Here is a 23,552-nt window from a genome sequence, read left to right on the forward strand (position 1 = left end):
CGGCGCGGCGCGCGGTGCGGCCGCAGCGCATGGCGCGGCTGCTGGACCGGTTACCGGTGGGCATGCTGCAAGGGCTGGCGGACGAGGGCTGGCTCGATGGCATCGGTTGCCGGACCGTGGGCGAGGTGCGGGGCCTGCCACGCGCCGGCCTGCGGCGCCGGCTGGGGCCGGACCTGCTGGCGCGGCTGGACCAGGCCTATGGAGAGGTGCCGGTGCGCTTTACGTGGTTCAGCGCGCCAGCCACCTTCTCGCAGCGCATGGAGCTGCCGGGCCGAACCGAATCCGTCCAGGGCGTGATGGCGGGCGCGCAGCGCTTGCTGCTGGCGCTGGCCGGCTGGCTGGCCGTGCAGCAGGCGGGTGTGACGCATCTCGTGCTGCGGCTGGAGCATGAGCGCTACCGGCTCGGCACCGAGACGCCGGCCACGCCGGTGACGATCAGCCTGGCGCAGCCCAGCCGCGATCCGGCGCACTTGTCCAAGCTGCTGCAGGAGCGGCTGGACAAGGTGCAGTTCCGCGTGCCGGCGGTGAGCCTGCTGCTGGTGGTGGAGTCGGTCCAGACCTGCCTGCCGCAGAGCGATGCGCTGTTTCCCGAGCCGGGCGGCACGCCGGCGGAGCTGGGCCGCGTGCTCGATACGCTGATGGCACGGCTGGGCCGGGAGAACGTCCTGCAACCGCAGCCGCTGGCGGACCACCGGCCCGAGCGCGCCAACCGCTGGTGCCCGGTGGATGAGATGCCGGCCCGCGCCTCGCGCGAGGCGGCGCGTGCCCCGGCGGGCATGCCGGAGCGTCCGCTGTGGCTGATGGAGCAGCCCAACGCGCTCACCGTGCAGCGCCATCGGCCTTGTCACGGCGGGCCGCTGACCTTGCTCTCGCGGCCGGAGCGCATCGAATCCGGCTGGTGGGACGGCGCGCTGGCCACGCGCGATTACTTCGTTGCGGAGCGGGCGGACGGGCTGCGTTGCTGGGTCTATCGCCAGCGCCCCGGGCGCGAGGAAAGCGGCGAGTACCGCTGGTTCCTGCACGGCTTGTTTGCCTGAGCGTTTGCCTGAGTCTTTGCCATGTCGAGCCAGCCAGCCACCCCTTCGTTTTCTGCTTTGCCGCCGGCGCTTTGCGCGCTGCTGCCGGCGTTGCCCGACTATGTGGAGCTGCATTGCATCTCCAATTTCACGTTCCTGGACGGGGCGTCGCATCCGGTCGAGCTGATCGAGCGTGCGTTTGCGCTCGGCTATCGCGGCCTGGCGCTGACCGATGAATGTTCGGTGGCGGGCACGGCCCGCGCGCACCACGCGCTCAAGGACCTGCGCGAACGCACCCGCGATGCGGCCGAGCGCAGCGCGGCACGGCTGGCCGCCGGACTGGATGAAGATGAGGACGAGCCCACGGACGAACCGGAGGAGGGCGACCACGAAGACGGCGAGCATCAGGCGGACGGCGAATTCCCCGCCGTGCCGGACGCCACTGCCACCGGGAGCGCCGATGAAGCCATGCAGGCCCGCCTGCGCCGCCATGAACGCCTGCTAGCCCTGGCCCGTGCCGCGCAGGATTTCCGCCTGCTGATCGGCAGCCGCTTCACGCTCACCGACCACGCGGGCCAGCCCGTGCTGCGGCTGGTGCTGCTGGCGCAGGATAGGGAGGGCTTTGGCAACCTCAGCGAGCTGATCACGCTGGGCCGCACACGCGTGCAAAAGGGCGCCTATGCGCTGCATCCCGACGACATCGCCGCGCCGCAGCCGGACCAGGCCCACCTGCGCGGCATGCCTGATTGCCTGGCGCTGCTGCTGCCCGCGTATTGCCCGGACCCCGCCGAGCTGCTGCAGCATGCCCAATGGATGCAGCAGACGTTTGGCGAGCGCGGCTGGATCGCGCTCGAGCAATTGCAGGGCTATGCCGATGCCACGCACCGGCTGCGGCTGGAGCAAGCCGCAGCGCTTACCGGCGTGCCCCTGGTGGCATCCGGCGCGGTGACCATGCATGTGCGCTCGCGCAAGCCGCTGTCGGACGTGCTGAGCGCGATCCGCGTGGGCCAGCCGCTGGCCGAGTGCGGCATGGCGCTGGCTCCCAATGCCGAGCAGCACCTGCGCATGCGCCAACGCTTGTCGCGCCTGTACCCGCGCGAGGCGCTGGCGCAGACGCTGCGGGTCGCCGCATTGTGCGATTTCTCGCTGGCGTCGCTGCGCTACGAGTACCCGGAGGAGCTGGTGCCCCCGGGCGAGACGCCGTTTGGCTACCTGCGCCGCGAGACCATGAAAGGCGTGCTGCGGCGCTTTCCCAAAGGCCTCAGTCCGAGATGGCGCAAGCAGCTGAAGGAAGAGCTCGCGCTGATCCGCGAGAAGCAGTACGAGCCGTTCTTCCTCACCGTGCACGACATCGTGCGCTTTGCCCGCAGCCGCGGCATCCTGTGCCAGGGGCGCGGCTCGGCCGCCAATTCGCTGGTCTGCTATTGCCTGTTCATCACCGAGGTGGATCCGGAGGATGCCAACCTGCTGTTCGGCCGCTTTCTCTCGCGCGAGCGCGACGAGCCGCCGGATATCGATGTGGACTTCGAGCACCAGCGGCGCGAAGAAGTCATCCAGTACATCTACGAGAAATACGGCCGCCACCGCGCTGCGCTGGCGGCGTCGCTGATCACCTATCGCTCGCGCAGCGCGCTGCGCGACGTGGGCCGGGCGCTGGGCATCGATGCCAGCGTGATCGAGCAGGTGGTCAAGGGGCAGGCGTGGTGGGATGGCGGCAAGACCTTCCTGGAGCGCATTTCGCAGTACGGGCTGGACCCGGACGCGCCGGCGGTGCGGCAGTGGGCCAGCCTGACCACGCAGCTGCGCGGCTTTCCGCGCCATCTGTCGCAGCACGTGGGCGGCTTTGTCATTGCGCGCCACAAGCTGTCGCGGCTGGTGCCGATCGAGAACGCGGCCATGGAAAACCGCAGCGTGATCCAGTGGGACAAGGACGACCTGGAGTCGCTCGGCCTCTTGAAGGTGGACGTGCTGGCGCTTGGCATGCTCTCTGCCATCCGGCGCGCGCTCGCGATGATCCCCACGCGCTCGGGCGCGCCGTACCGGATGGAAGACGTGCCCAAGGAGGATCCGCAAACCTACGACATGATCTGCGCCGCCGACACCATCGGCGTGTTCCAGGTGGAGTCGCGCGCGCAGCAGTCGATGCTGCCGCGCCTCTTGCCGCGCAAGTATTACGACCTGGTGGTGGAAGTCGCCATCGTGCGGCCCGGGCCGATCCAGGGCGGCATGGTGCATCCCTACCTGAAGCGGCGCGAGCAGGTGCGGCGCACCGGCAAGCCCCCCGTGTATCACAACCAGGTGATCAAGGACGTGCTGGGCCGCACGCTCGGTGTGCCGATCTTCCAGGAGCAGGTGATGCAACTGGCCATCGACGCCGCCGGCTTTACGCCGGGGCAGGCCGACCATCTGCGCCGCTCCATGGCGGCGTGGCGGCGCAAGGGCGACCTCAAGCAGCACCAGGATGCGCTGGTCAAAGCGCTCACCCGCAACAACTACCCGGAGGCTTTTGCGCTGGCCATCTGCAAGCAGATCGAGGGCTTTGGCGAATACGGTTTCCCGGAAAGCCATGCCGCCAGCTTCGCCAAACTGGTCTATATCAGCGCGTGGATCAAGTGCCACCATCCGGCGGCCTTCCTGTGCGCGCTGCTCAATAGCCAGCCGATGGGGTTCTACTCGGCGTCGCAACTCGTGCAGGATGCGCGTCGGCACCACGTGCGCACGCATCCGGTGGACGTGACGGTGAGCGGCTGGGAAAGCACGCTGGAGCCTGCGGCGAGCGGTGCGGCAGCGCGCGCCCGCCAGCGCGCTCAGCCGGTGGTGCGGCTTGGCCTGAACCGCGTGAACGGCATGCGCGAGGCAGCGGCCGGGCGCATCGAACGGGCCCGCGCCGAGGCGCCGTTCGCCAGCGTGGAAGACCTGGTGCTGCGCGCGCGGCTGGACCGGCACGACATCGATGCGCTGGCCGCGGCCGATGCGCTGGCCAGCCTCGCCGGGCATCGCCGCCAGGCGCGCTGGCAGGCCCGCGCCGCCGCGCTGCAGGCCGCGCATCACGACCTGCTCTATGAGGCGCCGCCGGCCGAGAGCGAGCTATCGCTGCCGGCGCCGCGCCTGGGCGAGGAGGTGGCGGCCGATTACGCCAGCACGGGCCTGTCGCTCAAGTCGCATCCGCTGGCGCTGCTGCGGCCGCGGCTCGCCGCGATGCAATACGCCACGGCGCAGGACTTGTCCCGCTGCGGCAACAACCGGCAGGTGCGCGCCTGCGGCATCGTCACGGTGCGGCAGCGGCCATCCACGGCCGGCGGCACCATCTTTACGTCGATCGAGGACGAGACCGGCGCCATCAACGTGATCCTGTGGCCCGACCTGATCGAGCGCCAGCGCAAGGAAGTGCTGGGCGCGAAGCTGTTGGGGGTGATCGGCACGTGGCAGCGCCAGGGGGAGGTCAGGCATCTTGTGGCACAGGAACTGGTGGACCTGAGCCCGCTGCTGGGCCGCCTGATGGTGTCCAGCCGCGATTTTCACTGACTATTCACCGCGCTACGACGTTATTGCGCGGGCGCCTCTTGCCCACGTGCCTCCCAGCGCCGCGTGCGGTTCATCTCCCCCTGCCAGCCGACCGCGCGCAGCAGCGCGTAGCCGTGCTCGGTAATGCGCGGACACCAGCGGTCGGCCGCGCATTCCTCCAGCGACACGAGGCCGCGTTCGAGCAGTGCTTCCAGGTCCACGGGATCGAGTTCCAGTCGATCCTGTACATCGTGGACCAGCAGCAAGGTGGCAAATTCGTGGGGGCTTAACATCGCCATCTCCTGGGGTTGAAATCCTGATCGTGCGGCCCGGCAGGGGCAGAACCTGCCTACGGAAAGACAGTGCTCAGCGGCATTGGTTCAGGTGTTTCTAATCATCCTTGCCAGCCCGCCGCGCTGCTTTCGCGGTCCCTTCGTTGTACGTCGGTTTTGCGTCTGTATTGTGTCAGCCTGATCTCCGCTCCTTGCTCTCATGGGTTGGTTCTTCGCCCGTTTAGCGGGCATCCTGCACCTGCTTTGTGCCGTTTCCGCCCCGCCCTTGTGCGTGCGAAAAAAGTCGCGAAAACGCGCTTCAGTCAGCGTTGAGCCGGCCGATACAAGACCCATGCAAGCGAATTATTCGGGATCCTCATGGCCATTTTTCTCTCCCCCGCCGTGCGCCTGATGGCGCGCCTCACCATTACCCGCAAGCTGCTGTTGCTGGCCATCCTGTTCCTCATTCCGCTCGGCGGCGCGCTCTATGCGGTGCTGAGCCTGTCGGCGCAATCGATTCGCGCCTCGCAGGACGAATTGCGCGGCCTGGCCATCGTCGACCGCGCGCTCGATTTCATGCGCGAGACGCAGGTCCGTCGCGGCGCGGCCAATGCCGTGCTCGCTGGCAACGCGGCGTTTCGCGCCACGTTTGACGGCGCGGATGCGAAGGCCGCCGCACACCTTGGCGCGCTGATGCAGCAAGCGGGCGAGGCGGCGCGCTTCGATGTCATGCCGGACGCACGCAAGCTTGAGCAGTCATGGCAACGCATGCATGAAACGGGCCTGAACGTTACAGCCGGCCCGCTGTTCGATACGCATAGCGCGCTGGTCAAGCAGACGCGGCTGTTTATCGGCGATGTGGCGGACCGCTCTTCGCTCGCGCTCGATCCCGACAGCGGCTCGTACTACCTGGTGACGCTGATGGTGGGGCAGATGCCCAAGCTGGCCGAGCTGAGCGCGCTGGCGCGCGGCAGGGGCGCGGCCATCATCAGCCAGGGCGGATACTCTGACGCGGCGCAGCAAGCCGAGCTGGCCGCGCTGAGCGAGCAGATCCAGGACGGCCTGGAATCCGTGCGGCGCGACATCGACCGCGTGATGCGCGGCGCTCCGGCGTATCGCCCGCGGGTGGAAGGCGCGCTGGCGCAACTGGCCGCCATGGACGCCTTCTACCGCACGCTGAAGGAAAAGATGCTCGGCAGCGGCGGCATCGCCATCGAGGCCAAGCCCTATTTTGACGAAGCGACGGCCGCCATCAACGCGGTCTCCTCGGTCAACAAGGCATTCTCTGGGATTGCCCACGACATGCTGGAGCAGCGCATCGCCGCCGAAATGCTGCAGCTTGAGGTGCTGGCCGGGGTGGCCCTGCTGGCCGTGGGCGCGGCGTTCTACCTGTTCGCCGGCTTCAGCCGCGGCATGCGCGATGACGTGCGGCAAGTGGCCAGCATGGTGGACCGGATCAACGCCGGCGACCTGGCCATCACGCTGGAGGTACGTGGCAGCGACGAGCTCAGCCACGTCAAGCGGCACCTGCTGTCGCTGGTGGACAACTGGCGCGCGCTGATCGGCGATACCAAGGCCGGCGCGCGCAACGTGCTGGTGGCCGCCGGCGAGATCGCGCAAGGCAACCTGGATTTGTCGCAGCGCACGGAGGAGCAGGCCTCGTCGCTGCAGCAGACCGCTGCCAGCATGGAGCAGCTCACCGCGATCGTGCGGCAGAACGCCAGCAGCGCGGACCAGGCGAGCGTGCTGGCGGGCGAGGCCTCCGACATCGCGGTGGCCGGCGGGACCTCGGTGGGCCGCGTGCTGCAGACCATGGGCGAGATCGAGGCCGACTCCAAACGCATCGTCGACATCATCGCGGTGATCGATGGTATCGCGTTCCAGACCAATATCCTGGCGCTCAACGCTGCGGTGGAAGCAGCGCGCGCCGGCGAGTACGGGCGCGGCTTTGCCGTGGTGGCCACCGAGGTGCGCAGCCTGGCGCAGCGCGCCGGCAGCTCCGCCAAGGAGATCCGCACGCTGATCTCGCAATCGGTGCAGCGGGTGGCGGCCGGCTCGGCGCTGGCCGGCGACGCCACCGCCACCATGGACAGCATCGTCGCCGCGGTCAAGCGCGTAACCGCCATGATGGACGAGATCAGCCGCGCGTCGCAGGAACAGAGCAGCGGCATTGCCCAGGTGAACCAGGCCGTGACGCAGATGGATCAGGTAACGCAGCAGAACGCGGCGCTGGTCGAGCAGGCCGCCGCCGCGGCCGATGCGCTCAAGGAGCAAGCGCAGCGCATGGAGCGCTCGATGGCCGTGTTCCGGCTGGATCCGGTAAGCGCGGCCTAGTATCGCTTCAGCGCCGGTTGGCGATCCAGATGCCGGCCACGATGGCGCCCAGGCCGGCCGCGTGATACCAGCGCGGCCAGTCGCCCAGCAGCGCGGAAGACATCAGCGCGGCAAAGACGGGCGTGAGCGTGAAGAAGAACACCGGCAACTGCGCCCCGGCGCGGGCAATGGCACGGTCCCAGGCAAAGTAGGCCAGCAGCGAAGGGATCGTTGCCACATAGACCAGGATGCCGAGCACCTTGCCGTTCCAGTGGATCGGCGCGCTAGCTGACAGCAACTCCCAGGCGACGAACGGCACGCTGGCCAGCACGCCCGCCACGATCTGCGCAAACAGCAGCACCGCCAGCGGCAAGTCCGGGCGCTTCTTGCGCAGCAGCCAGGTGTAAGCGCTCCAGGTGATGGTGCCCGCCAGCATGAACAAATCGCCGGCCACGAAATCCAGCTGGGCCAGCCGCCCGGGCTCCCCGCGCAGCATTACCACGCCCACGCCGGCCAGGCACAGCAGGGCGCCCGCCACATGCCAGCCGCGCACCCGCTCGCGGAAGAATAGCGCGCCGATGATCAACAGGAAGATCGGGGCGGAAGCGCCGATCAGCGTGACATTGATCGGCGACGAGGTGGTCAGCGCCAGGTACTGCACGGCGTTGTAGACCGAGACGGAGAGCATGCCCATCGCGGCAATCACGCCGGCATGCTGCCGCAGCGTGGCGGCATGCTCGCGCACGCCTCGCCAGACATAGGGTGCGAGCAGCAGCCCGGCCAGCGCCCAGCGGGCAAAGTTCAGCGTGATCGGCGGGATGGCGCCGGCGGCGTAGTGGCCGACGATGGCGTTGCCCGCCCAGCTCAGCGGGGGGAAGGTCAGCAGGCCAAGCGTGGTCCAGTCGAGCCGGGCGCGGCCGGTGGCGGAAGCAGTCATCGGAACGGTTGTCGTCCTGTTCGTATTCTTGTTGTTCTGTTTTCTGCCGGCATTATGCCGCAGGTGCCAATTGCAAACGATTGTCACCTGCGTGTCATTGGCGGATGCCTTGCGCTAGTCTCCCCACCATCCGGATACGAACTGTTACATAGCGCTGTGTATTCGCTGTCAACACGCGCTGCCACCGGGCCGTTTTTACAGGCAACGCGCAAGTTGCGCGCCTCACCTGGAGATAAACATGAAGAAGGTACTCGCCATCCTGACCCTCGGACTCTTTGCTGCCGGCGCGTTCGCCCAGGCGCCTGCCGCCGACGCCCCCAAGGCGCCTGCCAAGGTCGAGAAGAGCGCGCACAAGAGCAACAAGGCACACGGCACCAAGCATACCAAGGCGGCAACGCCGGCCAAGTCCGCCGCGCAGTAATGCGCGGGTTCAGGGTGCGCTCCGCTGGGGGCGCATCCCTTTTTCTTTTCTCCTGACGCCATGCACCTGATCTGGACCATTCTCATCGGCTTCATTGCCGGGCTCCTAGCGCGCGCCATTACCCCGGGCAACGGCCCTAGCGGGTTCTTCCTGACGGCCGCGCTTGGCATTGGCGGCGCGTTGGCGGCCACCTTTCTCGGGCAAGCCCTGCATTGGTATCGCCCGGGGCAATCGGCAGGCTTTATCGGCGCCGTGGTAGGCGCGGTGATCCTGCTGCTGGCCTATCACCTGATCAGCAAGAAGAGCTAGGCCCCGAGCTGTCGACGGCTAGACTCCAAGAGCAAGAACCAAGAAGCAAGAAGCAGCACCCGCAACGCAGATCACGGAACCCGATCATGAGCCTGATGGATTTTTTGCAGAACGCAGCCTCCGCCCTTGGCGGCAACCCCGAGCAGCAGGTGGACCACATCGCGCAGAACGCCCCGGAGGGCGCGCTTGGCCAGTTGCTGGCCGGCGCTTTCCGCTCGGACCAGACTCCGGCCTTCGGCAATATGGTGGGGGAGTTGTTCGGCCAGTCCAATGGCACGCAGCAGGCGGGCATGCTTAACCAGCTCCTGGCAACGCTAGGCCCGGCGGTATTGTCCGGCGCGGCAGGCGGCGCTCTCGGCAATCTGCTGCAGCCCGGCGCGACCCAGGTCACGCCCGAGCAGGCCAGCCAGCTGACCCCGGCGCAGGTGCAGGAGATCGCCGCCCACGCCGAGCAGGTCCATCCGGGCATCGTCGACCAGATCGCCGGCTTCTACGCGCAGCACCCCACGCTGGTCAAGACCATCGGGAGCGCCGCGCTGGCCATTGCGCTGGCCAAGTTCAAGGAACACCAGCAGGGCTGAGTGCCTGGCCTGATCCAAAGGTCAGTTCCCCGGCATCACGGCCCGCAAGTGGGCCTGCGCCAGCTTCACTTCCTTGGCCTGGTCCTTCAAGCCTTGCCGCAGCTTGTTCAGCTCGGCCTGCGCGGCCGGGCTTCGCACTTTCACGAAGGAGCCGGTGACTTCGATCTGGCCCCATTGGTGTTGCATGCGCCCCGAGCGCTCGGCACGGGGCGGCGTCTTCAAGGCATTTCCACCTGCAGCCGCGCCAGCGTGCGCAGCAGGTTCTCGTCATCGGGCGACAAGTGGGTCGCCATCGCAAACGCGGCGCGTGCCTCGTCCTGGCGATCCAGTTGCCACAACACTTCGCCCTTGTGCACCAGGCCTTCCACCCGCGCACCCAGGTCGGCCTCGGTACCCTCGCCGAAGGCGGCCAGCGATTGCTCCATGTAGCCGAGCGCCTGCTCGGGCTGGCCCAGTCGGAATAGCGCCCAGCCTTTGCTGTCGAGGATAAAAGGGTTGTCCGGCGTCTGAGCCAGCGCCTCGTCGATCATGGCCATGCCGCGCCCGACCATCCAGTTCGCATCGACCAGCGCATAGCCGACCTCGTTCAGGCTCTCCTTTGCGAGCGGCGCCAGGCCAAGCGCGATATCCAGCTGCCTGTTGTCCCGGCCGGCGATCGCCAGGTCGATCAGCTTGCGCCGCACGCGCGCCTGGAAATCCGCGCCCAGTTCGTCCTTGCCGGCCTCGTAGCTAGCCAGCATCTGCCGGAAGACGGCCGCCGGCCCGGCGCTGGCGGGCAGGGCGGCGATGGTAGCGGACTGGCGCTTGCACCAGGCATATTGGGCCGGTTCCATGCTGCCAAACGCATAGTCCAGACTGATCGTCTGGGCCTTGTAGCTTTGCGCATAGTAGGTATAGCCGCGGCTATCCGTCCTGTTGCAGAACAGGAAACCGTCCTTGAGGTCGAGCACGTAGGCAAGGCCGGCCATGGGATGGTTGCTGGTCTCGCCGCGCATCGAGAACGCCTCCCCGAAATCTCCCTCGCCGACGATCGGGTTGAGGATCCACTTGTCCTTGAGATAGCGCTTTGGCAGCCGCACCGACACGGTATTGCCTTGCTTGTCGGTCACCCCAAAGATCACGCTGTCCTGCTCATCCGACTTGGGGATGATGCCGGCGATCCGCTGGCCCGGCAGGAACAAGCGGTAACGGGCCTCGGGCAGGGGATGGCCGGTGGCCGGATCGCGCAGCACGAAGCGATGCAATTGCGAGCCTTCGCCAAGCGTACCGGGCGGACGGTAGTCTCGGGCCAGGGCGGTGGTGCAGAGGGTGGCAACGGATAAGAGGATGGCGGTTTTCAGATACAGCTGGTTGCTTCTCATTGCCTATGGAATTGAAGGGTTTGGGCGAGTTTCTGAGAGGACGGCTTGGCCGGAATCTCGCGTGAGTGGTGATTTTATCGGTTTTTATATTTTTGGCGTAATTCGGCGGCGGCCACGGGCCTGTACGGGATTTTGTGTGCAGGGCATCAACCGGCAGGACGCCCGCCGCGAGAGACAAAACCACGAAACCAGCTACACCCGAAACGGCGCAGCACCTCGCGCCGCGAACGGCAGATGGCCGAACGCGCACCGCATGCGAGGTCAGAGGCCTCACCACGAAACCCGTAGGTCATGCAGTTGCGATGACCTCCAGGCAGGTAGGGCACGCCGGCGCGCATCTGGCCGGCGAGCTGTTCTCGCAAGCCGTCGGCATCAAGATGACCCACGTGCCCTACAAGGGCGTGTCGCCGGCGCTGCCGGACCTGTTCTCCGGGCAGGTGGCGATGATCTTCGATTCCGTGCAGACCATGATGCCGCAGGTGAAAGCCGGCAAGCTCAAGGCGCTGGCGATTACCAGCCCCGCGCGCTGGCCAGCCGCGCCCGACGTGCCGACCATGGCCGAGGCAGGCTACCCGGCGGTGACGGCCAGCAGCTGGATCGGCCTGATCGCGCCCGCCCGGACACCGAAGCCGGTGCTGGCAAAGCTCTCGACCGAAATGGACGCCGTGCTGCACCAGCCGGACGTGAAGGCGCGGCTGATCGAGTACGGGATCGATCCGGTGGGCGGGACGCCCGACCAGTTCCAGGCATTTATCAAGGAAGAAGCCGGGCGGTGGGGCGGGGTGGTCAGGAAGGGCGGCATCCACCTCGAGTGAAGGGGACAGCCGTCGCCATGGCGCGCGGCTTTGGCCCGTTCGGCGGCTAGCCTATCAGCTTGAGCAGCGCTGGCACCGTCAGCACGGCGGTGTAGTAGCCCATGAACTGCACGCCGGTGTTGAACCCGATCGCCCTGGAGAGCAGCCCGCCCAGCAGCCCCATGGTCAGGATGACCAGCAGGCCAAGGAACTGGCCCTCCCAGACGCTGATCACCAGGATCAAGCCGACGAAGGTGGCGATGATGGCTTCATGCGACACCTTGCGCGACACGAACAGGGCGGCGCTGCGCGCGTAGTTCATGGCAAACGGGTAGGACACCAGCGCCGCGAGCAGCACGGCCATCAGCCCGTATCCCAGGAACTCCCAGTGGTTCAGCAGGTTGTGCAGGTTGTGCGTCTGCCCTGCGCCCGCGTCCACGGTGTACACGGGCGGCGCATTGAACAGCGGCGCGGCGGGGCCGGCGGCAACCGGGCTGAGCGGCAGGCCGAAGGCGATGAGAGGGATCAGGGCCTCCGCAATGTAGGTCGCTTCCGTGATGCCATTTCGCGCACTAAGGACGGTGGTCAGGCGATGATAGGCGTGCTTGACCCGTGCTCCCACGATTTCGCCGAGGACCACGGTCATGGCGACCGGGCTGAACACGAACGTCGCGCTCGATACGGTGGCGGTGGCCACGGTCCATTTCACCTGGCTGCGATCCAGCACCTTGAAGGGATTGGGGAAATACCCCGACCAGCCTTTGACGTCAGGCGCCAGCGCGAACGTCCGCACGCGGTCGCGCTGCATGCGCGGGCGATCCACCGGCGAGATGGACGAGAACAGATCGGCAATGAGCGGGCCGATGGCGATGCCCAGGAAATAGCTGATGCTCAGCTTGACGCCAAATTTCGCGGTCAGCGTCTGCAACGCCACGATCACCACGACAAAGGGCACCAGCGTGGCCACGGAAGCCCACCTGCCGGCGGAGCTGTAAGCGATGATCACGGCGGCCACCACGAAGATCCACGGCGCTGCCTTGGTGATCGCCGCGCCGAACGGCGCGAGCAAGACGGCGAAGAGCACGGCCAGCGGCACGGCGATAAACGCCGCGATGAGAGCGCCGGAGATCATCTTGCGCAACGCGATGTGGGGCACGCCCAGGTTGCGCAGGTGGTTCGCGTCCTGCAGCAGCGGCGTGGCCATCGTGTCGCCGGGAATCCCGAGCAATGCTGTCGGGATGGCGTGGGTCATGTGCTTGGCGACAGCGCCGGCGAGGAAGAACGTGAACACCCCCTCGGGCGGCACGCCCAGCAACACCACCAGCAGCGTCAGCGGAGCCAGCGTGGTGGTTTCATCGGTGCCGGAGATCAGGCCGATCGCCGCAAAGACGACGGCGCCGGCCAGCCCCATGCCGGCGGCAATAAGGATGTGGGTAAGCAGTGCAGATTCGATCATGATGAACCTTCGATATCCTGGATATCCGTGGGCAGGCGTTCAAGCCAGGTTGGACCGGGGGCTGACGGGCGTGGTGGGCGTGGGGGGTGTGGGGGGCGCAATGTCCGCTGCCGGCAGTGGCACGCCGTTGCGGCGCTCACGGGCTGCGAAAAGCGCATAGAGTTGCAGCTCCTTGAGTTCCTGCACCACCGACGGGGGAAGGTCCGCGATGGCGCCGAGCCCGCCGGCTTCCTCCGCGAGCTTGTCCAGCACTTCCTCGCGCCAGGTCGGGTCGGCGGATTCGCCCTCGATCACTTCGCGCTTCGGCCGGAACAGGCAGGCGCAGATGACGCCCGCAAGCAGGCAGCCCGCCAGGCCGGCCAGCATGGCGTAGGCGCGCGCCAGCTCCGGTGTCTTGACCAGCCCGCTGAGCACGCGGCTGGCGATCAGGAATCCCGTCAGGCTGACCACGGCCCCGATGGCGATCGACCACGCCAGGTGCCGGGTATCCGCGGTGTCTCCCCAAACCTCGACGAGACGCCGCGCCGATGGCGCTTGCGGTGTTTTCATTTGCATGTCTCCGGATGTGGCTGGCATCTACGTGCTGATGTGCTGATGTGCTGATGTGCGCGTGCGCGTCGATGCCAGCCTTAGTTTTTGTCTTTCGCTGCGGTTGTACTGCTGTAGTGCCGCACTGCTGTCCTGCTGTTCTGCTGTACGGCTTCTTACCTGCAAAGCGCGGTACTTACCGGTTCCTGAGTTCCGCCAGCAACGCCACGGCCCGATCGGTGCGCACGTCCTTCTCCTCGGCCATGCGCTTCGCAATGCTGTCGACCTCGTCGCCGGTGGCGCCTGCCACCAACGCGATGTTGCGCGCATGCAGGGCCATGTGGCCGCGCTGGATGCCTTCGGTAGCCAGCGCCCGCAGCGCGCCAAGATTCTGCGCCAGGCCGACCGCGACCGCAGTCTCGCCGAGCTCCTGGGCGGATCTGACATCGAGGATCTTCAACGCCAGCCGCGCCAGCGGGTGCGTCTTGGTGGCGCCCCCGACAAGGCCCACCGGCATCGGCATTTCGATCGTGCCGACCAGGGCGCCGCCGGTGTCCTTCTCCCAGTGCGTCAGGGACGTATAGCGGCCGCCGCGGCAGGCATAGGCATGGGCGCCGGCCTCGACCGCGCGCCAGTCATTGCCGGTCGCCACGATCACGGGGTCGATGCCGTTCATGATCCCCTTGTTGTGCGTGGCGGCCCGGTAGGGGTCGATGGCGGCAAAGGTATAAGCGTCGATCACGCCTTCGATGATCTCGGCGCCGCTGCGCTCCTTGGTGGCGAGCACCTCCGGTGTCAAGCGCACGCGGGCACGCGCCAGCCGCAGGTCGGCCAGGTTGGAGAGGATGCGCAGCCGCACCGAGCCACCGGTGATTTTCTCGACAAGCGGCGAAACCGCTTCGGCCATGGTGTTCACCGTGTTGGCGCCCATGGCGTCGCGCACGTCCACGATCAGGTGGATTACGACCATGGCTCCGCGCGGCGTATCGGGGAAGACGTGGACCTCGATGTCCTTGCAGCCGCCGCCAAGGCCGATCAGCACCTTGTCGCGGCTGTTTGCCAAGTCGAGGATCGCCGCCCGTTGCTTGAGCACGGCCTGCCGGGCGCCGTAAGGGTCCGTGATGCCCAGGACCTGCACCTGCGCCCGCATCAGCGGACCGGTGCTGGAAGTCTCGAAACCGCCGCTTTCGCGCGCCAGCTTGGCCATGAACGAGGCCGCGGCCACCACCGAGGGTTCTTCCACCACCATCGGCACCAGCACATCGCGGCCATTGACCTGGAAATTGCCCGCAACACCAAATGGAAGCTCGAACGTGCCGATCACATTCTCGATCATGCCGTTGGCGAGTTCGACGCTCAGGGCGCCAGGCTCGGCCACGAGCCGGATCTCGTCCGCCGACAAGGCAGCGGCGTCGCCCACATAGGCCAGGCGCTGGGCCGGCGTCATGGCGCGGAAATTAGGCAGGCGGGAATCGGTAACCATCGGTGTCTCCGTGAGTGGTATTGGAATGGAGACAGTTTAGGTACACTGTACCAGCATAAAAAGGTACAGTTGGGCGGGACAGTTTGATCCTGCCCCCCGGGAGCACAAGCCGATGACGAACCCCAAAGCCCCTTCGATTGCCACCGCGCTGGCCGATTCCATCGAGCGGCAGATTGTCGAGGGCGCTTACCGTACCGGCGACAAGCTGCCCTCGCTCAGGGAGCTGGCGCAGTTGCACCGGTACAGCAAGAACACGGTCGTTGCCGCATTCGAGATCCTGGTGGGGCGCGCGCTGGTCGAGCCTCGCCGCGGCGCGGGCTACTTCGTGCTCGAGCGCCCAGCCAGGGCGCCGCAGGACGAGGATGCCGGCTCGCTGCGGCGCGCGATGGACATTGTCTGGCTGATGCGCGAGCAACTGAAAAGCAGCCCTGACGTGCTGGCGGTGGGCGACGGCTTTCCGCCGGTGGAATGGCTTTCGGAAGCGCGCCTGGACAAGTACCACCACAAGGTGGTGCGCACCGGCCTGGGTGCCTTGTTCCGCTACGGCAATCGCTTCGGATACGGGCCCCTGCGCGACCACCTGGTGCGCAAGCTGGGCGACCTGGGCATCGGCGCCGATCCCCGGCAGATCGTGCTGACGCACGGCGCCAATGACGCGCTCGACCTGGTGATCCGGTATTTCCTGCCGGCCGGCGCGACGGTCCTGGTCGACGATCCCGGCTACTACCCGCTGTTCGGCAAGCTCAAGCTGGCCGGCGTCAGGATTGTCGGCGTGCCGCGCCTTGCCGATGGGCCTGACCTGGAGGCGCTTGAGCAGTTGCTGATCCAGGAACGGCCACGCCTGTTCTTCACCCAGTCGGTCGCGCACAACCCGACCGGCTCGGACCTCTCCGCCGCCAAGGCCTACCGCGTGCTGCAGCTGGCGCAGAAGTTCGACCTGCTGCTGGTGGAGAACGATGCGCTGGCGGATTTCAAGCCCACCACGCTGCCCCGGCTCGCAGCGCTCGATCAACTGGAGCGGACCATCTACATCGGCAGCTTCTCCAAATCCTTCTCCGCCGCGTTGCGGGTAGGGTTCATTGCCTGCGGCGCCGATCTTGCGAGCGATCTCGCCGATCTCAAGGCGCTGATCCACGTGAGCAGCTCGGAGTACTGCGAGCGCACCGTCGATGTGATCCTGAGCGAAGGGCGCTACCAGCGCTACATCACCAAGCTGCGCTCCCGCCTGGCGGAGGCTACGGACAAGGCGCTGGCGCTGTTCGACAGGCTGGATGCGCGCATCTTTGCCCGCACGGAGCAGAGCTTGTACCTGTGGGGCGCGCTGCCGGACGTGGATGACTCACTGGTCCTGGCGGAGCGGCTGCTGCCGCAGAAGGTCGTGATTGCCCCGGGCCGCGTCTTTCGCGTGGACTCCGAGGCGACTTCGCCGTGGTCGCGCTTCAATGTGGGCGCGGTGCTGGATCCACGGTTCGAGGCGGCGGTGCGCGGCGCGCTGGGTCGTTAGGGCAACGCATGGCCGCGCAGCACTCAGGGCTGCGGTTCCTGCGGATCGAAATCCAGTTCGATCTTCGCGCCGTTGGGGTCATGCAGGAAAAGCTGCCAGATACCGGTGCCAGGCTGCCGCCCGAGGTTGAATGGAATATCCAGCTGCCGCAGGTGATTCGCGAAATCGCGCAGATCGGTCGCGCTGAACGCCATGTGATCCAGCACGCCCGCGGTGGATACCGGTAGCTTGTCTTTCGCCACCAGATGAATGATGGGGGCGCCCGCCGCATAAAGCCACGCGCCTGGAAACGAAAACGGCGGGCGCTCGCCGGTCTCGAAGCCGAGCACCTCGGTATAGAACGCCACGCTGTCTTCCAGCGCCGCGGTGAGTACGGTGAAGTGGTTCATCCCGACAATCGCCATGCATTGCTCCTGTTTTGCAGGAGCCCTGGGCTCCCGATCGCTGCGGTAGATATCTGCGGTAAATATCGTTAGTGCCGCCAGTCTAAGCCTTCTCGCCTGCCCTAGCCTCTCGGCAGCCCGCGTCGATGGGGAAAGAGCAGCGGCCTTCATCGATCTGTAGCAAGTGTGGAAAACGGTACTTGAGGCGGGATGGGCCTGGCCGCTGCGGTGGCGTTGTGAACAAGGCTGCATGCCGCGGGCGTAACGCTTGTGTGGCCCGCATCCACCTTGGCGCATCGTCACAGCCCACTATACTGAGCTAGACGCGCCGAAGCTCAGGGCAGCGTACGGGCGCCAGCCGCTACCATGACGGCCGCTGCCAGACATCCACCCACGAAATGGAGGTTGAATATGTCGATTCGCATCGGTGACGAAGCTCCCGATTTCACCGCTGATACCACGGAAGGGAAAATAAACTTCCACGAGTGGATTGGGGACAAATGGGCCATCCTGTTCTCCCATCCGAAGGACTTCACCCCGGTCTGTACCACTGAGCTGGGCTATATGGCCAGGCTCAAGCCGGAATTCGACCGGCGCAACACCAAGATCATCGGCCTGAGCGTGGACCCGGTCGCCGACCACCAGAAGTGGGTCAAGGACATCGAGGAAACGCAGGGCCACGCCGTGAATTATCCGATGATCGGCGACGTCGATCTCACGGTCGCAAAGCTCTATGACATGATCCATCCGAACGCGAGTGGCGGGCCGCGCACTGCCGTGGACAATGCCACCGTGCGCTCGGTGTTCATGATCGGGCCGGACAAGAAAGTCAAGGCGATGCTCGTCTATCCGATGAGCGCCGGCCGCAATTTTGACGAAGTGCTGCGGCTGCTGGATTCGCTGCAGCTCAATGCAAAACACACGGTAGCTACGCCGGTGAACTGGAAACCGGGTGAAGACGTGATCATCCCCACCTCGGTCTCCGACGACGACGCCAACAAGAAATATCCACAGGGTTTCAAGACGCTCAAGCCGTATCTGCGGGTGGTATCGCAGCCGAAGTAAGGCACGCGCCGGAGATCCTCGCGGCGAGATGGTGGCGCCGATCCTCCGGCAGGAGGGCGGCGCTTTGCCATGTCGCGAGCGCGATGGCCTGCAGGATGTCCTGGCCAGCGCGCATGCGGCCGTCACCCTGCACCCGACAGGGAAGTCCTCAGTTCATCGCGCTGCGTGAAGCTCGGCGTGGCCAGCCAGTCGACGAAGTCGTCGTGCCAGTTCTCCCAGGCGTTTTCGTCGAAATCGAAGGCCTCGTCCAGCCGCCCGCCGTCGCGCAGGTAGGTGCCGACGATCCGCGTGCCATCCCAGTACGCCGCCACGGCCACGTCGGCGAGGTCCGCCGTGGTTCCGACCGGGAGGTCGCGCAGCAACATGGACAAGTGTGCCTTGAACGAGGTGAATTCGTTTGAGGTCATGGCCTGCTCCGCTGATGGGAAGAGTATATCCAGAGGATGTACCCGTTCCCGGGGCGCGTCAATTCTCAGCGTTGCGCGGCGCACGCAATGTGGCCAACTACAGGATTCCCCGCTCCCTCAAGCCTGCGACATCACCGTCGCTCAAGCCCAGCTCCGCCCGCAGGGCCGTGTCCGTGTGCTCGCCAAGCATCGGCGGGCAGCGCATCTCCACCGGCGTTGCCGAGAACCGCATCGGGCTGCGCAGGCTCGGCGCATCCACGCCGCGCCCGTGCGGCAGTTGCACCAACAGGCCCCGATGCTTCACCTGCGCATCCTCGAACACTTCATCGAGCTCGTTGATCGGGCCGCCCGGCACGCCGGCGCGTTCCAGCGACGCTAGCAGGTCAGCCGCGTTCCAGGAGGCCACTCGCTCGGCAATCGTCGCGCGCAGCGTATCGCGGTTGGCAACCCGGTTGGCGTTCTGCACGTAGCGCGGATCGGCGGCGAGCTCGGGAATGCCGAGCAGCTTGCACAGCGCGGCGAACTGGCCGTTGTTGCCGGAGGCAATGATCAGGTGGCCGTCGCTGCAGGCAAAGACTTCGGAGGGCGCGGCGACCGGGTTGCTGTTGCCGGCGCGCCGGGGCAGCTTGCCGGTCATCTGGTAGCCCAGCGCCAGGTGGCCGTTGACGGCGACCGAGGCGTCGAGCATGGCGGCGTCGATGTACTGGCCTTCGCCGGTGGCCTGGCGGTGGTAGAGCGCGCCCAGCAGGGAGACGGTGGCGTACAGGCCGGTGAGGATGTCGGTGATGGGGATGGCGGTGCGCATCGGCTCGCCGCCGGGGCTGCCGTCCGGCTGGCCGCAGGTGCTCATCAGGCCGGCCATGCCTTGCAGGATGAAGTCGTAGGCCGGGCGGGCGGCGTAGGGGCCGTCCGGGCCGAAACCGGTGACCGAGCAATAGATGATGTCGGGGCGCAGCGCACGGATGGATTCATAGTCGAGGCCGTATTTCTTCAGGCTGCCGGCCTTGTAGTTCTCCACCACCACGTCGCAGCGGGCGGCCAGTTGCCGAACCAGTTCGGCGCCTTCCGGCTGGGAAATGTCGATGGTGACTGACTGCTTGCCGCGGTTGCAGGCCAGGTAGAAGGCCGAGTCGTTGGTGACCGCGCCCTGCGCATCGGTCAGGAACGGGCCCATCTTGCGGGTGTCGTCGCCGTCGCCGGGTTTCTCGATCTTGTAGACGGTGGCCCCCATGTCGGCCAGGTTCTGCGTGGCCCATGGGCCGGCTACCACCCGCGTGAGGTCGAGTACCTTGATGCCGTCGAGAATTGCGCTCATGTGCTTGCCACCCGGAGTAAGGAGATCCCGCATCATTCGCCGGATCGGCCGGCCATGCAATTCGCTAATGCCAAAGCCGGCTTACGGCAGGGCGGAAGCGTGCGTGTGGCCGGCGTGGGGTTTGTGCGTATTGCCGGACCCGGGTTGCGCATGCTCGGGATGTGCTGGATGTGCCTGGGCTGGATCGAAGTCGCAGCTCGGATGGGCTTCGTCGTGCGAATGCGGGGACAGCGCGCCGGGGATGTGCCGGCTGTTGAGCCCGTCGGCGTTGAGCCAGGCCAGCGTGGCCGCGGCGGCGCGGTCGATGAGCGTGCCGCACTGCGTGTAGTCGTAGGGGGAGACGTCAAGCGGGCACAGCGGCGGGACGACCGAGATGTGCGCGTGGTCGGCCCAGCGCTCCAGGTCCTGCACCAGCTGGCGCGCCACCAGCAGCGACAGCGCGTTGAAGGCATGGTCGATGGGCCCGCGCGGCTCGCGCCGCCGGGCGCAGGCAAAGCCTGCCGGCAGCACCACCACGCGCGTGGCGCCCAGGCGGATGGCGGTGGAAACCGGCGTGTTGTTGGCCACCCCGCCATCGATCAGTTGCCGCCCGCCCAGCAGCACCGGCGGGAACACGCCGGGGATGGCAGCGCTGGCCAGCACCGACTGGACCAGGCTGCCGGAGGACAGCACCACCTCCGCGCCGGTGGCCATATCGGTGGCCACCACGTACAGCGGCACCTCCGCGCGCTCCATCGCCATATCGCCGAAGTGGCGCGACAGCAGGCGCTTCAGCGCGGCGGAGTCGACCAGGTGGGCGCGCTGCCCGCGCAGCATGCCAAACAGGCTGCGCCACGACCACGGCATCACCTCGGACCGGCGCAAGCCGCGCCAGAGTGTCTCGAGCTGGTTGGTGCCGGCCACATGCGGGTTGCAAGCGTAGTAGGCGCCGTTGATGGCGCCGGCCGAGGCGCCGATCACCATGTCGGGCTTGACGCCCCAGGCCACCAGCTCACGCAGCATGCCGGCCTCGACGGCGCCAAGGCTGCCGCCGCCTGCAAAGACAAATGCGGTTTTTTCCATGGTCTGTGGTGCGGTGCAATAGCCCCGGGGATCCCTGTCAAGGAAAGGATAGGCGACATTGCGCCAGCATGACAGGCGCGTGTGGGGCCGGCGGGCGCGGATGGCACATAATGTGCATGCAGTGCCAGGAAAAGCACGCGCGCCGAGGGTGTTCTGGCCGCCAAGAGAGGAGACGATGAGCAGTTCAACCGACAAGTTTTCGGCCACCATGCGCGACGGCCTGGCCCATCTCGCGCGGCGCCTGCGCTTTGCCATGGAGGAGGGTTCCATCTGGCTGGGCGAGCAGCGCATGATCCTGATCCATACCGCAGCGCTGGGTGCCTTGCGCAAGGAATTGGTGGATACCCTAGGCATGGAGCGCGCGCGTGGCTTGTTCATGCGCATGGGCTTTCATTCCGGCATGCGCGATGCGGAGCTGGCCAAGAAGCTGCGCCCGGGCGACAGCGACTTTGGCCTGCTCGAGATCGGGCCCTGCCTGCACACCATCGAAGGCGTGGTGCGGGTGACGCCGGTCAAGGTGGACATCGACATCAAAGCCGGCATCTACGACGGCGAATTCCTGTGGGCGGACTCCTTCGAGGGCGACGTGCACCGCCAGTTGTTCGGCATCGTGGACGCGCCTGCCTGCTGGATGCAGATCGGCTACGCCACCGGCTACACCTCTGCCTTGATGGGCCGCACCATCCTTTACCGCGAGGTGGAGTGCATTGCCTGCGGCCATGATCACTGCCGCATCATCGGCAAGCCGCTGGAGGCGTGGGAGGACGGCGCCGAGGTGCTGGCGCTCTACCAGCCCGACCCGGTGATCGAAACCATCCTGGAATTGCAAAGCGAGGTCGAGCACCTGCGCGCCCTGCAGCGCAGCACCGACAAGCCAGCCGACCTGGTGGGCAGCTCGCCCGAGTTCCGCGCTGCCTGGGGCCTGCTGCAACGCGCCGCCGGAAGCAATGTCACGGTGCTGTTGCTGGGCGAGACGGGCGTTGGCAAGGAGCGCTTCGCGCAAGCGTTGCACGGCGTGAGCGCCCGGTCCGACAAGCCATTCATCGCGGTCAACTGCGCGGCGATTCCCGATGAGCTGATCGAGGCCGAGCTGTTCGGCGTGGAGAAGGGCGCGTTCACGGGCGCGCACCAGTCGCGCCCGGGCCGCTTCGAGCGGGCGCATGGCGGCACCCTGTTCCTGGATGAGCTGGGCGAGTTGTCGGCGTCGGCGCAGTCCAAGCTGCTGCGCGTGCTGCAGGAGGGCGAGGTGGAGCGCGTGGGCGGCACCGAGCCGCGCAAGGTGGATGTGCGGCTGGTGGCCGCCACCAACGTGGACCTGGCCGAGGCCGTGAAGCAGGGCACCTTCCGCAAGGACCTGTATTACCGGCTCAACGTCTACCCCGTCACCATTCCGCCGCTGCGCGAGCGGCTTGACGATATCCGCTTGCTGGTGGAGCGTTTCGTCGCCCGCTACGGCGCGCGCCACGGCAAGAAGATCCTCGGCATCACCGACCGCGCGCTGGCCGAGCTGCGCCGCTATGACTGGCCGGGCAATGTGCGTGAGCTGGAGAACGTGATCGAGCGCGGCGTGATCCTGGCCAGCAACGGCGGCCAGATCTGCGCGGACCACCTGTTCCTGCCGACCAGCGCGCCGCCGGCCATGGACACCGCGCCACGCCTTGGCGTCAAAGGCACCTTGCCGGAACTGCGTGAGGCGGCGGTGCATGGGCTGCTCGATCATATGGCCGAGCAGCAGCTGGCCCTGGGCGATGTGGAGACCGTGCTGATGGAAGCGGCGATGCAGCGCGCCAACGGCAATATGAGCCAGGCGGCGCGCTTGCTTGGCATTACGCGGCCTCAGCTTGCGTATCGCTGGAAGACCCGGGTCGCGCTGTCAGACCGCTGACAAACCGGAAGCATTAGCCGAAGCCGCCGAACAGGCCAAGGCCGCGCGCCATGACGACGGCTGTCTCTCCCTCTCCCCTCAGGGGGAGAGGGCCGGGGAGAGGGGTGGCTTAGCTAGGAGCCACTTAAAACGAAGCCCTTGGTTTTTTACAGCGCGACGGCGTAACAAGCGCCCGCCCTCTCCCCCAGCCCCTCTCCCGCACGCGGGAGAGGGGAGCACGACCACGCAGATCCGGCTTTGTCAGCAGTCTGGCGGCGCGCCTTCTGGCGCGCCGTTTTTCATTTGCGCCGCCCCGATTCAGCCGCTTGATCATTTGATGAAGTGCTAATCGGCGCGTCGGCAGGTGACCGGCGCCGCATGTTGCGCCGCATGCATGCGCCAGCCCCGCTCTTCATTGACTCCCGCAACGCCGTCCAGCGCTTTGCTGTTGCAGCGCGCAAGCCGCCGCGTGCCTGCGCACGCTACCCGCAAACCACCGCCCGGCGCGGCACTTGATCATTTGATTAAGCGCCACGGCCGGCTTGATCAATTGAAGCAGCGGCGGCGCCCGCATGGCTTCGGGTTAACGCTCGGGCCAACGTTCCTGGATTTCCCGCGCGCCTTGTGCCGCCGTCGTTTGCGCTTGCTGGCACGCTCTTCGCAATAGAGGCCATACCCGCCAAGCGAAGGAGCAGCGCCATGATCAACCAGTCGGTCCCCTTGTTTGAAGCCTCGCCCCGGTTCGTCCGCATTGACGGCCGCACGCCCGAGGGCTTTGTGCAGTTCGCGTTCAGCGTGGCGGACCCCGAGCTCAATGTCGAGCTGATCATGCCCGAGTTGATGTTCGAGGCCTTCTGCAGCGTCAACCACGTGCGCTTCCTGCCGCCGGAGATCCCGGCACCCGAACAGGACGACTGAAGCGCAGCCAGCCCGCGCACGGAAACCCCCACATAAAAATACAGCAAGACCCAGGAGAC

The 23,552-nt window shown here is 66.7% G+C and carries 22 protein-coding genes; 11 read left to right on the top strand and 11 right to left on the bottom strand.

The genetic code is table 11. From position 1 onward, the window contains the following. Positions 1-1,037: DNA polymerase Y family protein (locus ACGLHR_RS30700; RefSeq protein ID WP_400098372.1), on the top strand; the 1,037-nt coding region annotated here is incomplete at its 5' end. Positions 1,038-1,058: 21 nt separating this feature from the next. Next, on the top strand, positions 1,059-4,541 hold the full coding sequence (locus ACGLHR_RS30705) for an error-prone DNA polymerase (protein ID WP_400098374.1): 3,483 nt from the start codon (positions 1,059-1,061) through the stop codon (positions 4,539-4,541). A gap of 20 nt (positions 4,542-4,561) precedes the next feature. Here ACGLHR_RS30705 and ACGLHR_RS30710 read toward each other — a convergent pair whose 3' ends face one another. Continuing rightward, on the bottom strand, positions 4,562-4,813 hold the full coding sequence (locus tag ACGLHR_RS30710) for a hypothetical protein (RefSeq protein WP_400098376.1): 252 nt from the start codon (positions 4,811-4,813) through the stop codon (positions 4,562-4,564). A gap of 357 nt (positions 4,814-5,170) precedes the next feature. On the opposite strand from ACGLHR_RS30710, the gene ACGLHR_RS30715 reads away from it, so the two are divergent. Continuing rightward, complete coding sequence (locus ACGLHR_RS30715) at positions 5,171-7,126, top strand: methyl-accepting chemotaxis protein (RefSeq protein WP_400098378.1); 1,956 nt, start codon at positions 5,171-5,173, stop codon at positions 7,124-7,126. A gap of 7 nt (positions 7,127-7,133) precedes the next feature. Here ACGLHR_RS30715 and ACGLHR_RS30720 read toward each other — a convergent pair whose 3' ends face one another. Next, positions 7,134-8,042: a DMT family transporter gene (locus tag ACGLHR_RS30720; protein ID WP_400098380.1), complete on the bottom strand. Its 909-nt coding sequence runs from the start codon at positions 8,040-8,042 to the stop codon at positions 7,134-7,136. Positions 8,043-8,280: 238 nt separating this feature from the next. On the opposite strand from ACGLHR_RS30720, the gene ACGLHR_RS30725 reads away from it, so the two are divergent. The 3 genes from ACGLHR_RS30725 (at position 8,281) to ACGLHR_RS30735 (ending at position 9,353) form a co-directional block, all read left to right on the top strand. Then, entirely contained in the window at positions 8,281-8,463 is a 183-nt protein-coding gene (locus ACGLHR_RS30725; RefSeq protein WP_318233184.1) for a hypothetical protein, read from the top strand. Between the two features lie 60 nt (positions 8,464-8,523). Beyond that, complete coding sequence (locus ACGLHR_RS30730; RefSeq protein WP_400098383.1) at positions 8,524-8,772, top strand: GlsB/YeaQ/YmgE family stress response membrane protein; 249 nt, start codon at positions 8,524-8,526, stop codon at positions 8,770-8,772. Positions 8,773-8,858: 86 nt separating this feature from the next. After that, positions 8,859-9,353: a hypothetical protein gene (locus tag ACGLHR_RS30735; RefSeq protein ID WP_318233185.1), complete on the top strand. Its 495-nt coding sequence runs from the start codon at positions 8,859-8,861 to the stop codon at positions 9,351-9,353. A gap of 21 nt (positions 9,354-9,374) precedes the next feature. Here the strand turns inward: ACGLHR_RS30735 and ACGLHR_RS30740 are convergent, their stop codons facing one another. Together ACGLHR_RS30740 and ACGLHR_RS30745 are read right to left on the bottom strand one after the other, a co-directional pair. Then, positions 9,375-9,575 carry a hypothetical protein gene (locus tag ACGLHR_RS30740; RefSeq protein ID WP_400098385.1) on the bottom strand — a complete coding sequence of 67 codons (201 nt, stop codon included), beginning with the start codon at positions 9,573-9,575 and terminating at the stop codon, positions 9,375-9,377. After that, positions 9,572-10,714: a tetratricopeptide repeat protein gene (locus ACGLHR_RS30745; RefSeq protein WP_400098387.1), complete on the bottom strand. Its 1,143-nt coding sequence runs from the start codon at positions 10,712-10,714 to the stop codon at positions 9,572-9,574. Before ACGLHR_RS30745 ends, ACGLHR_RS30740 begins: the two co-directional genes overlap by 4 nt. 302 nt (positions 10,715-11,016) lie before the next feature. Between ACGLHR_RS30745 and ACGLHR_RS30750 the strand changes: the two genes are divergently transcribed. Next, positions 11,017-11,529 carry a tripartite tricarboxylate transporter substrate-binding protein gene (locus ACGLHR_RS30750; RefSeq protein ID WP_400098389.1) on the top strand — a complete coding sequence of 171 codons (513 nt, stop codon included), beginning with the start codon at positions 11,017-11,019 and terminating at the stop codon, positions 11,527-11,529. A gap of 46 nt (positions 11,530-11,575) precedes the next feature. On the opposite strand, the gene ACGLHR_RS30755 is transcribed toward ACGLHR_RS30750, so the two are convergent. From ACGLHR_RS30755 to ACGLHR_RS30765, 3 genes are all read right to left on the bottom strand, one after another. Beyond that, complete coding sequence (locus tag ACGLHR_RS30755; protein ID WP_400098391.1) at positions 11,576-12,964, bottom strand: tripartite tricarboxylate transporter permease; 1,389 nt, start codon at positions 12,962-12,964, stop codon at positions 11,576-11,578. Positions 12,965-13,003: 39 nt separating this feature from the next. Continuing rightward, positions 13,004-13,513 carry a hypothetical protein gene (locus tag ACGLHR_RS30760; protein ID WP_400098392.1) on the bottom strand — a complete coding sequence of 170 codons (510 nt, stop codon included), beginning with the start codon at positions 13,511-13,513 and terminating at the stop codon, positions 13,004-13,006. A 175-nt stretch (positions 13,514-13,688) separates the two neighbouring features. Next, positions 13,689-14,975 (bottom strand): hydroxymethylglutaryl-CoA reductase, degradative, encoded by a 1,287-nt coding sequence (locus ACGLHR_RS30765; RefSeq protein ID WP_400098394.1) that lies wholly within the window; start codon positions 14,973-14,975, stop codon positions 13,689-13,691. Between the two features lie 112 nt (positions 14,976-15,087). Between ACGLHR_RS30765 and ACGLHR_RS30770 the strand changes: the two genes are divergently transcribed. Beyond that, the gene (locus tag ACGLHR_RS30770) at positions 15,088-16,479 is read left to right on the top strand and encodes a PLP-dependent aminotransferase family protein (protein WP_400098396.1); all 1,392 of its coding nucleotides are present in this window, start codon (positions 15,088-15,090) and stop codon (positions 16,477-16,479) included. Positions 16,480-16,502: 23 nt separating this feature from the next. Here the strand turns inward: ACGLHR_RS30770 and ACGLHR_RS30775 are convergent, their stop codons facing one another. Continuing rightward, positions 16,503-16,883 carry a VOC family protein gene (locus tag ACGLHR_RS30775; protein ID WP_400098398.1) on the bottom strand — a complete coding sequence of 127 codons (381 nt, stop codon included), beginning with the start codon at positions 16,881-16,883 and terminating at the stop codon, positions 16,503-16,505. A gap of 390 nt (positions 16,884-17,273) precedes the next feature. On the opposite strand from ACGLHR_RS30775, the gene ACGLHR_RS30780 reads away from it, so the two are divergent. Further along, positions 17,274-17,927: a peroxiredoxin gene (locus ACGLHR_RS30780; RefSeq protein ID WP_400098400.1), complete on the top strand. Its 654-nt coding sequence runs from the start codon at positions 17,274-17,276 to the stop codon at positions 17,925-17,927. 122 nt (positions 17,928-18,049) lie between these two features. Here ACGLHR_RS30780 and ACGLHR_RS30785 read toward each other — a convergent pair whose 3' ends face one another. The 3 genes from ACGLHR_RS30785 to ACGLHR_RS30795 form a co-directional block, all read right to left on the bottom strand. Further along, positions 18,050-18,334: a hypothetical protein gene (locus tag ACGLHR_RS30785; RefSeq protein WP_318233201.1), complete on the bottom strand. Its 285-nt coding sequence runs from the start codon at positions 18,332-18,334 to the stop codon at positions 18,050-18,052. Positions 18,335-18,431: 97 nt separating this feature from the next. Next, the gene (locus tag ACGLHR_RS30790; RefSeq protein WP_400098402.1) at positions 18,432-19,649 is read right to left on the bottom strand and encodes a CaiB/BaiF CoA transferase family protein; all 1,218 of its coding nucleotides are present in this window, start codon (positions 19,647-19,649) and stop codon (positions 18,432-18,434) included. Positions 19,650-19,730: 81 nt separating this feature from the next. Then, positions 19,731-20,711 (bottom strand): patatin-like phospholipase family protein, encoded by a 981-nt coding sequence (locus tag ACGLHR_RS30795; protein WP_400098404.1) that lies wholly within the window; start codon positions 20,709-20,711, stop codon positions 19,731-19,733. Positions 20,712-20,886: 175 nt separating this feature from the next. Between ACGLHR_RS30795 and poxR the strand changes: the two genes are divergently transcribed. Next, on the top strand, positions 20,887-22,596 hold the full coding sequence (gene poxR, locus ACGLHR_RS30800; protein WP_400098406.1) for a phenol degradation transcriptional regulator PoxR: 1,710 nt from the start codon (positions 20,887-20,889) through the stop codon (positions 22,594-22,596). A gap of 678 nt (positions 22,597-23,274) precedes the next feature. After that, positions 23,275-23,493 carry a phenol hydroxylase subunit gene (locus ACGLHR_RS30805; protein WP_400098408.1) on the top strand — a complete coding sequence of 73 codons (219 nt, stop codon included), beginning with the start codon at positions 23,275-23,277 and terminating at the stop codon, positions 23,491-23,493. The last annotated feature ends 59 nt before the right edge of the window (positions 23,494-23,552 follow it).

It is taken from the genome of Cupriavidus sp. CuC1, from assembly GCF_044627735.1.
GTDB lineage: Bacteria > Pseudomonadota > Gammaproteobacteria > Burkholderiales > Burkholderiaceae > Cupriavidus > Cupriavidus ulmosensis.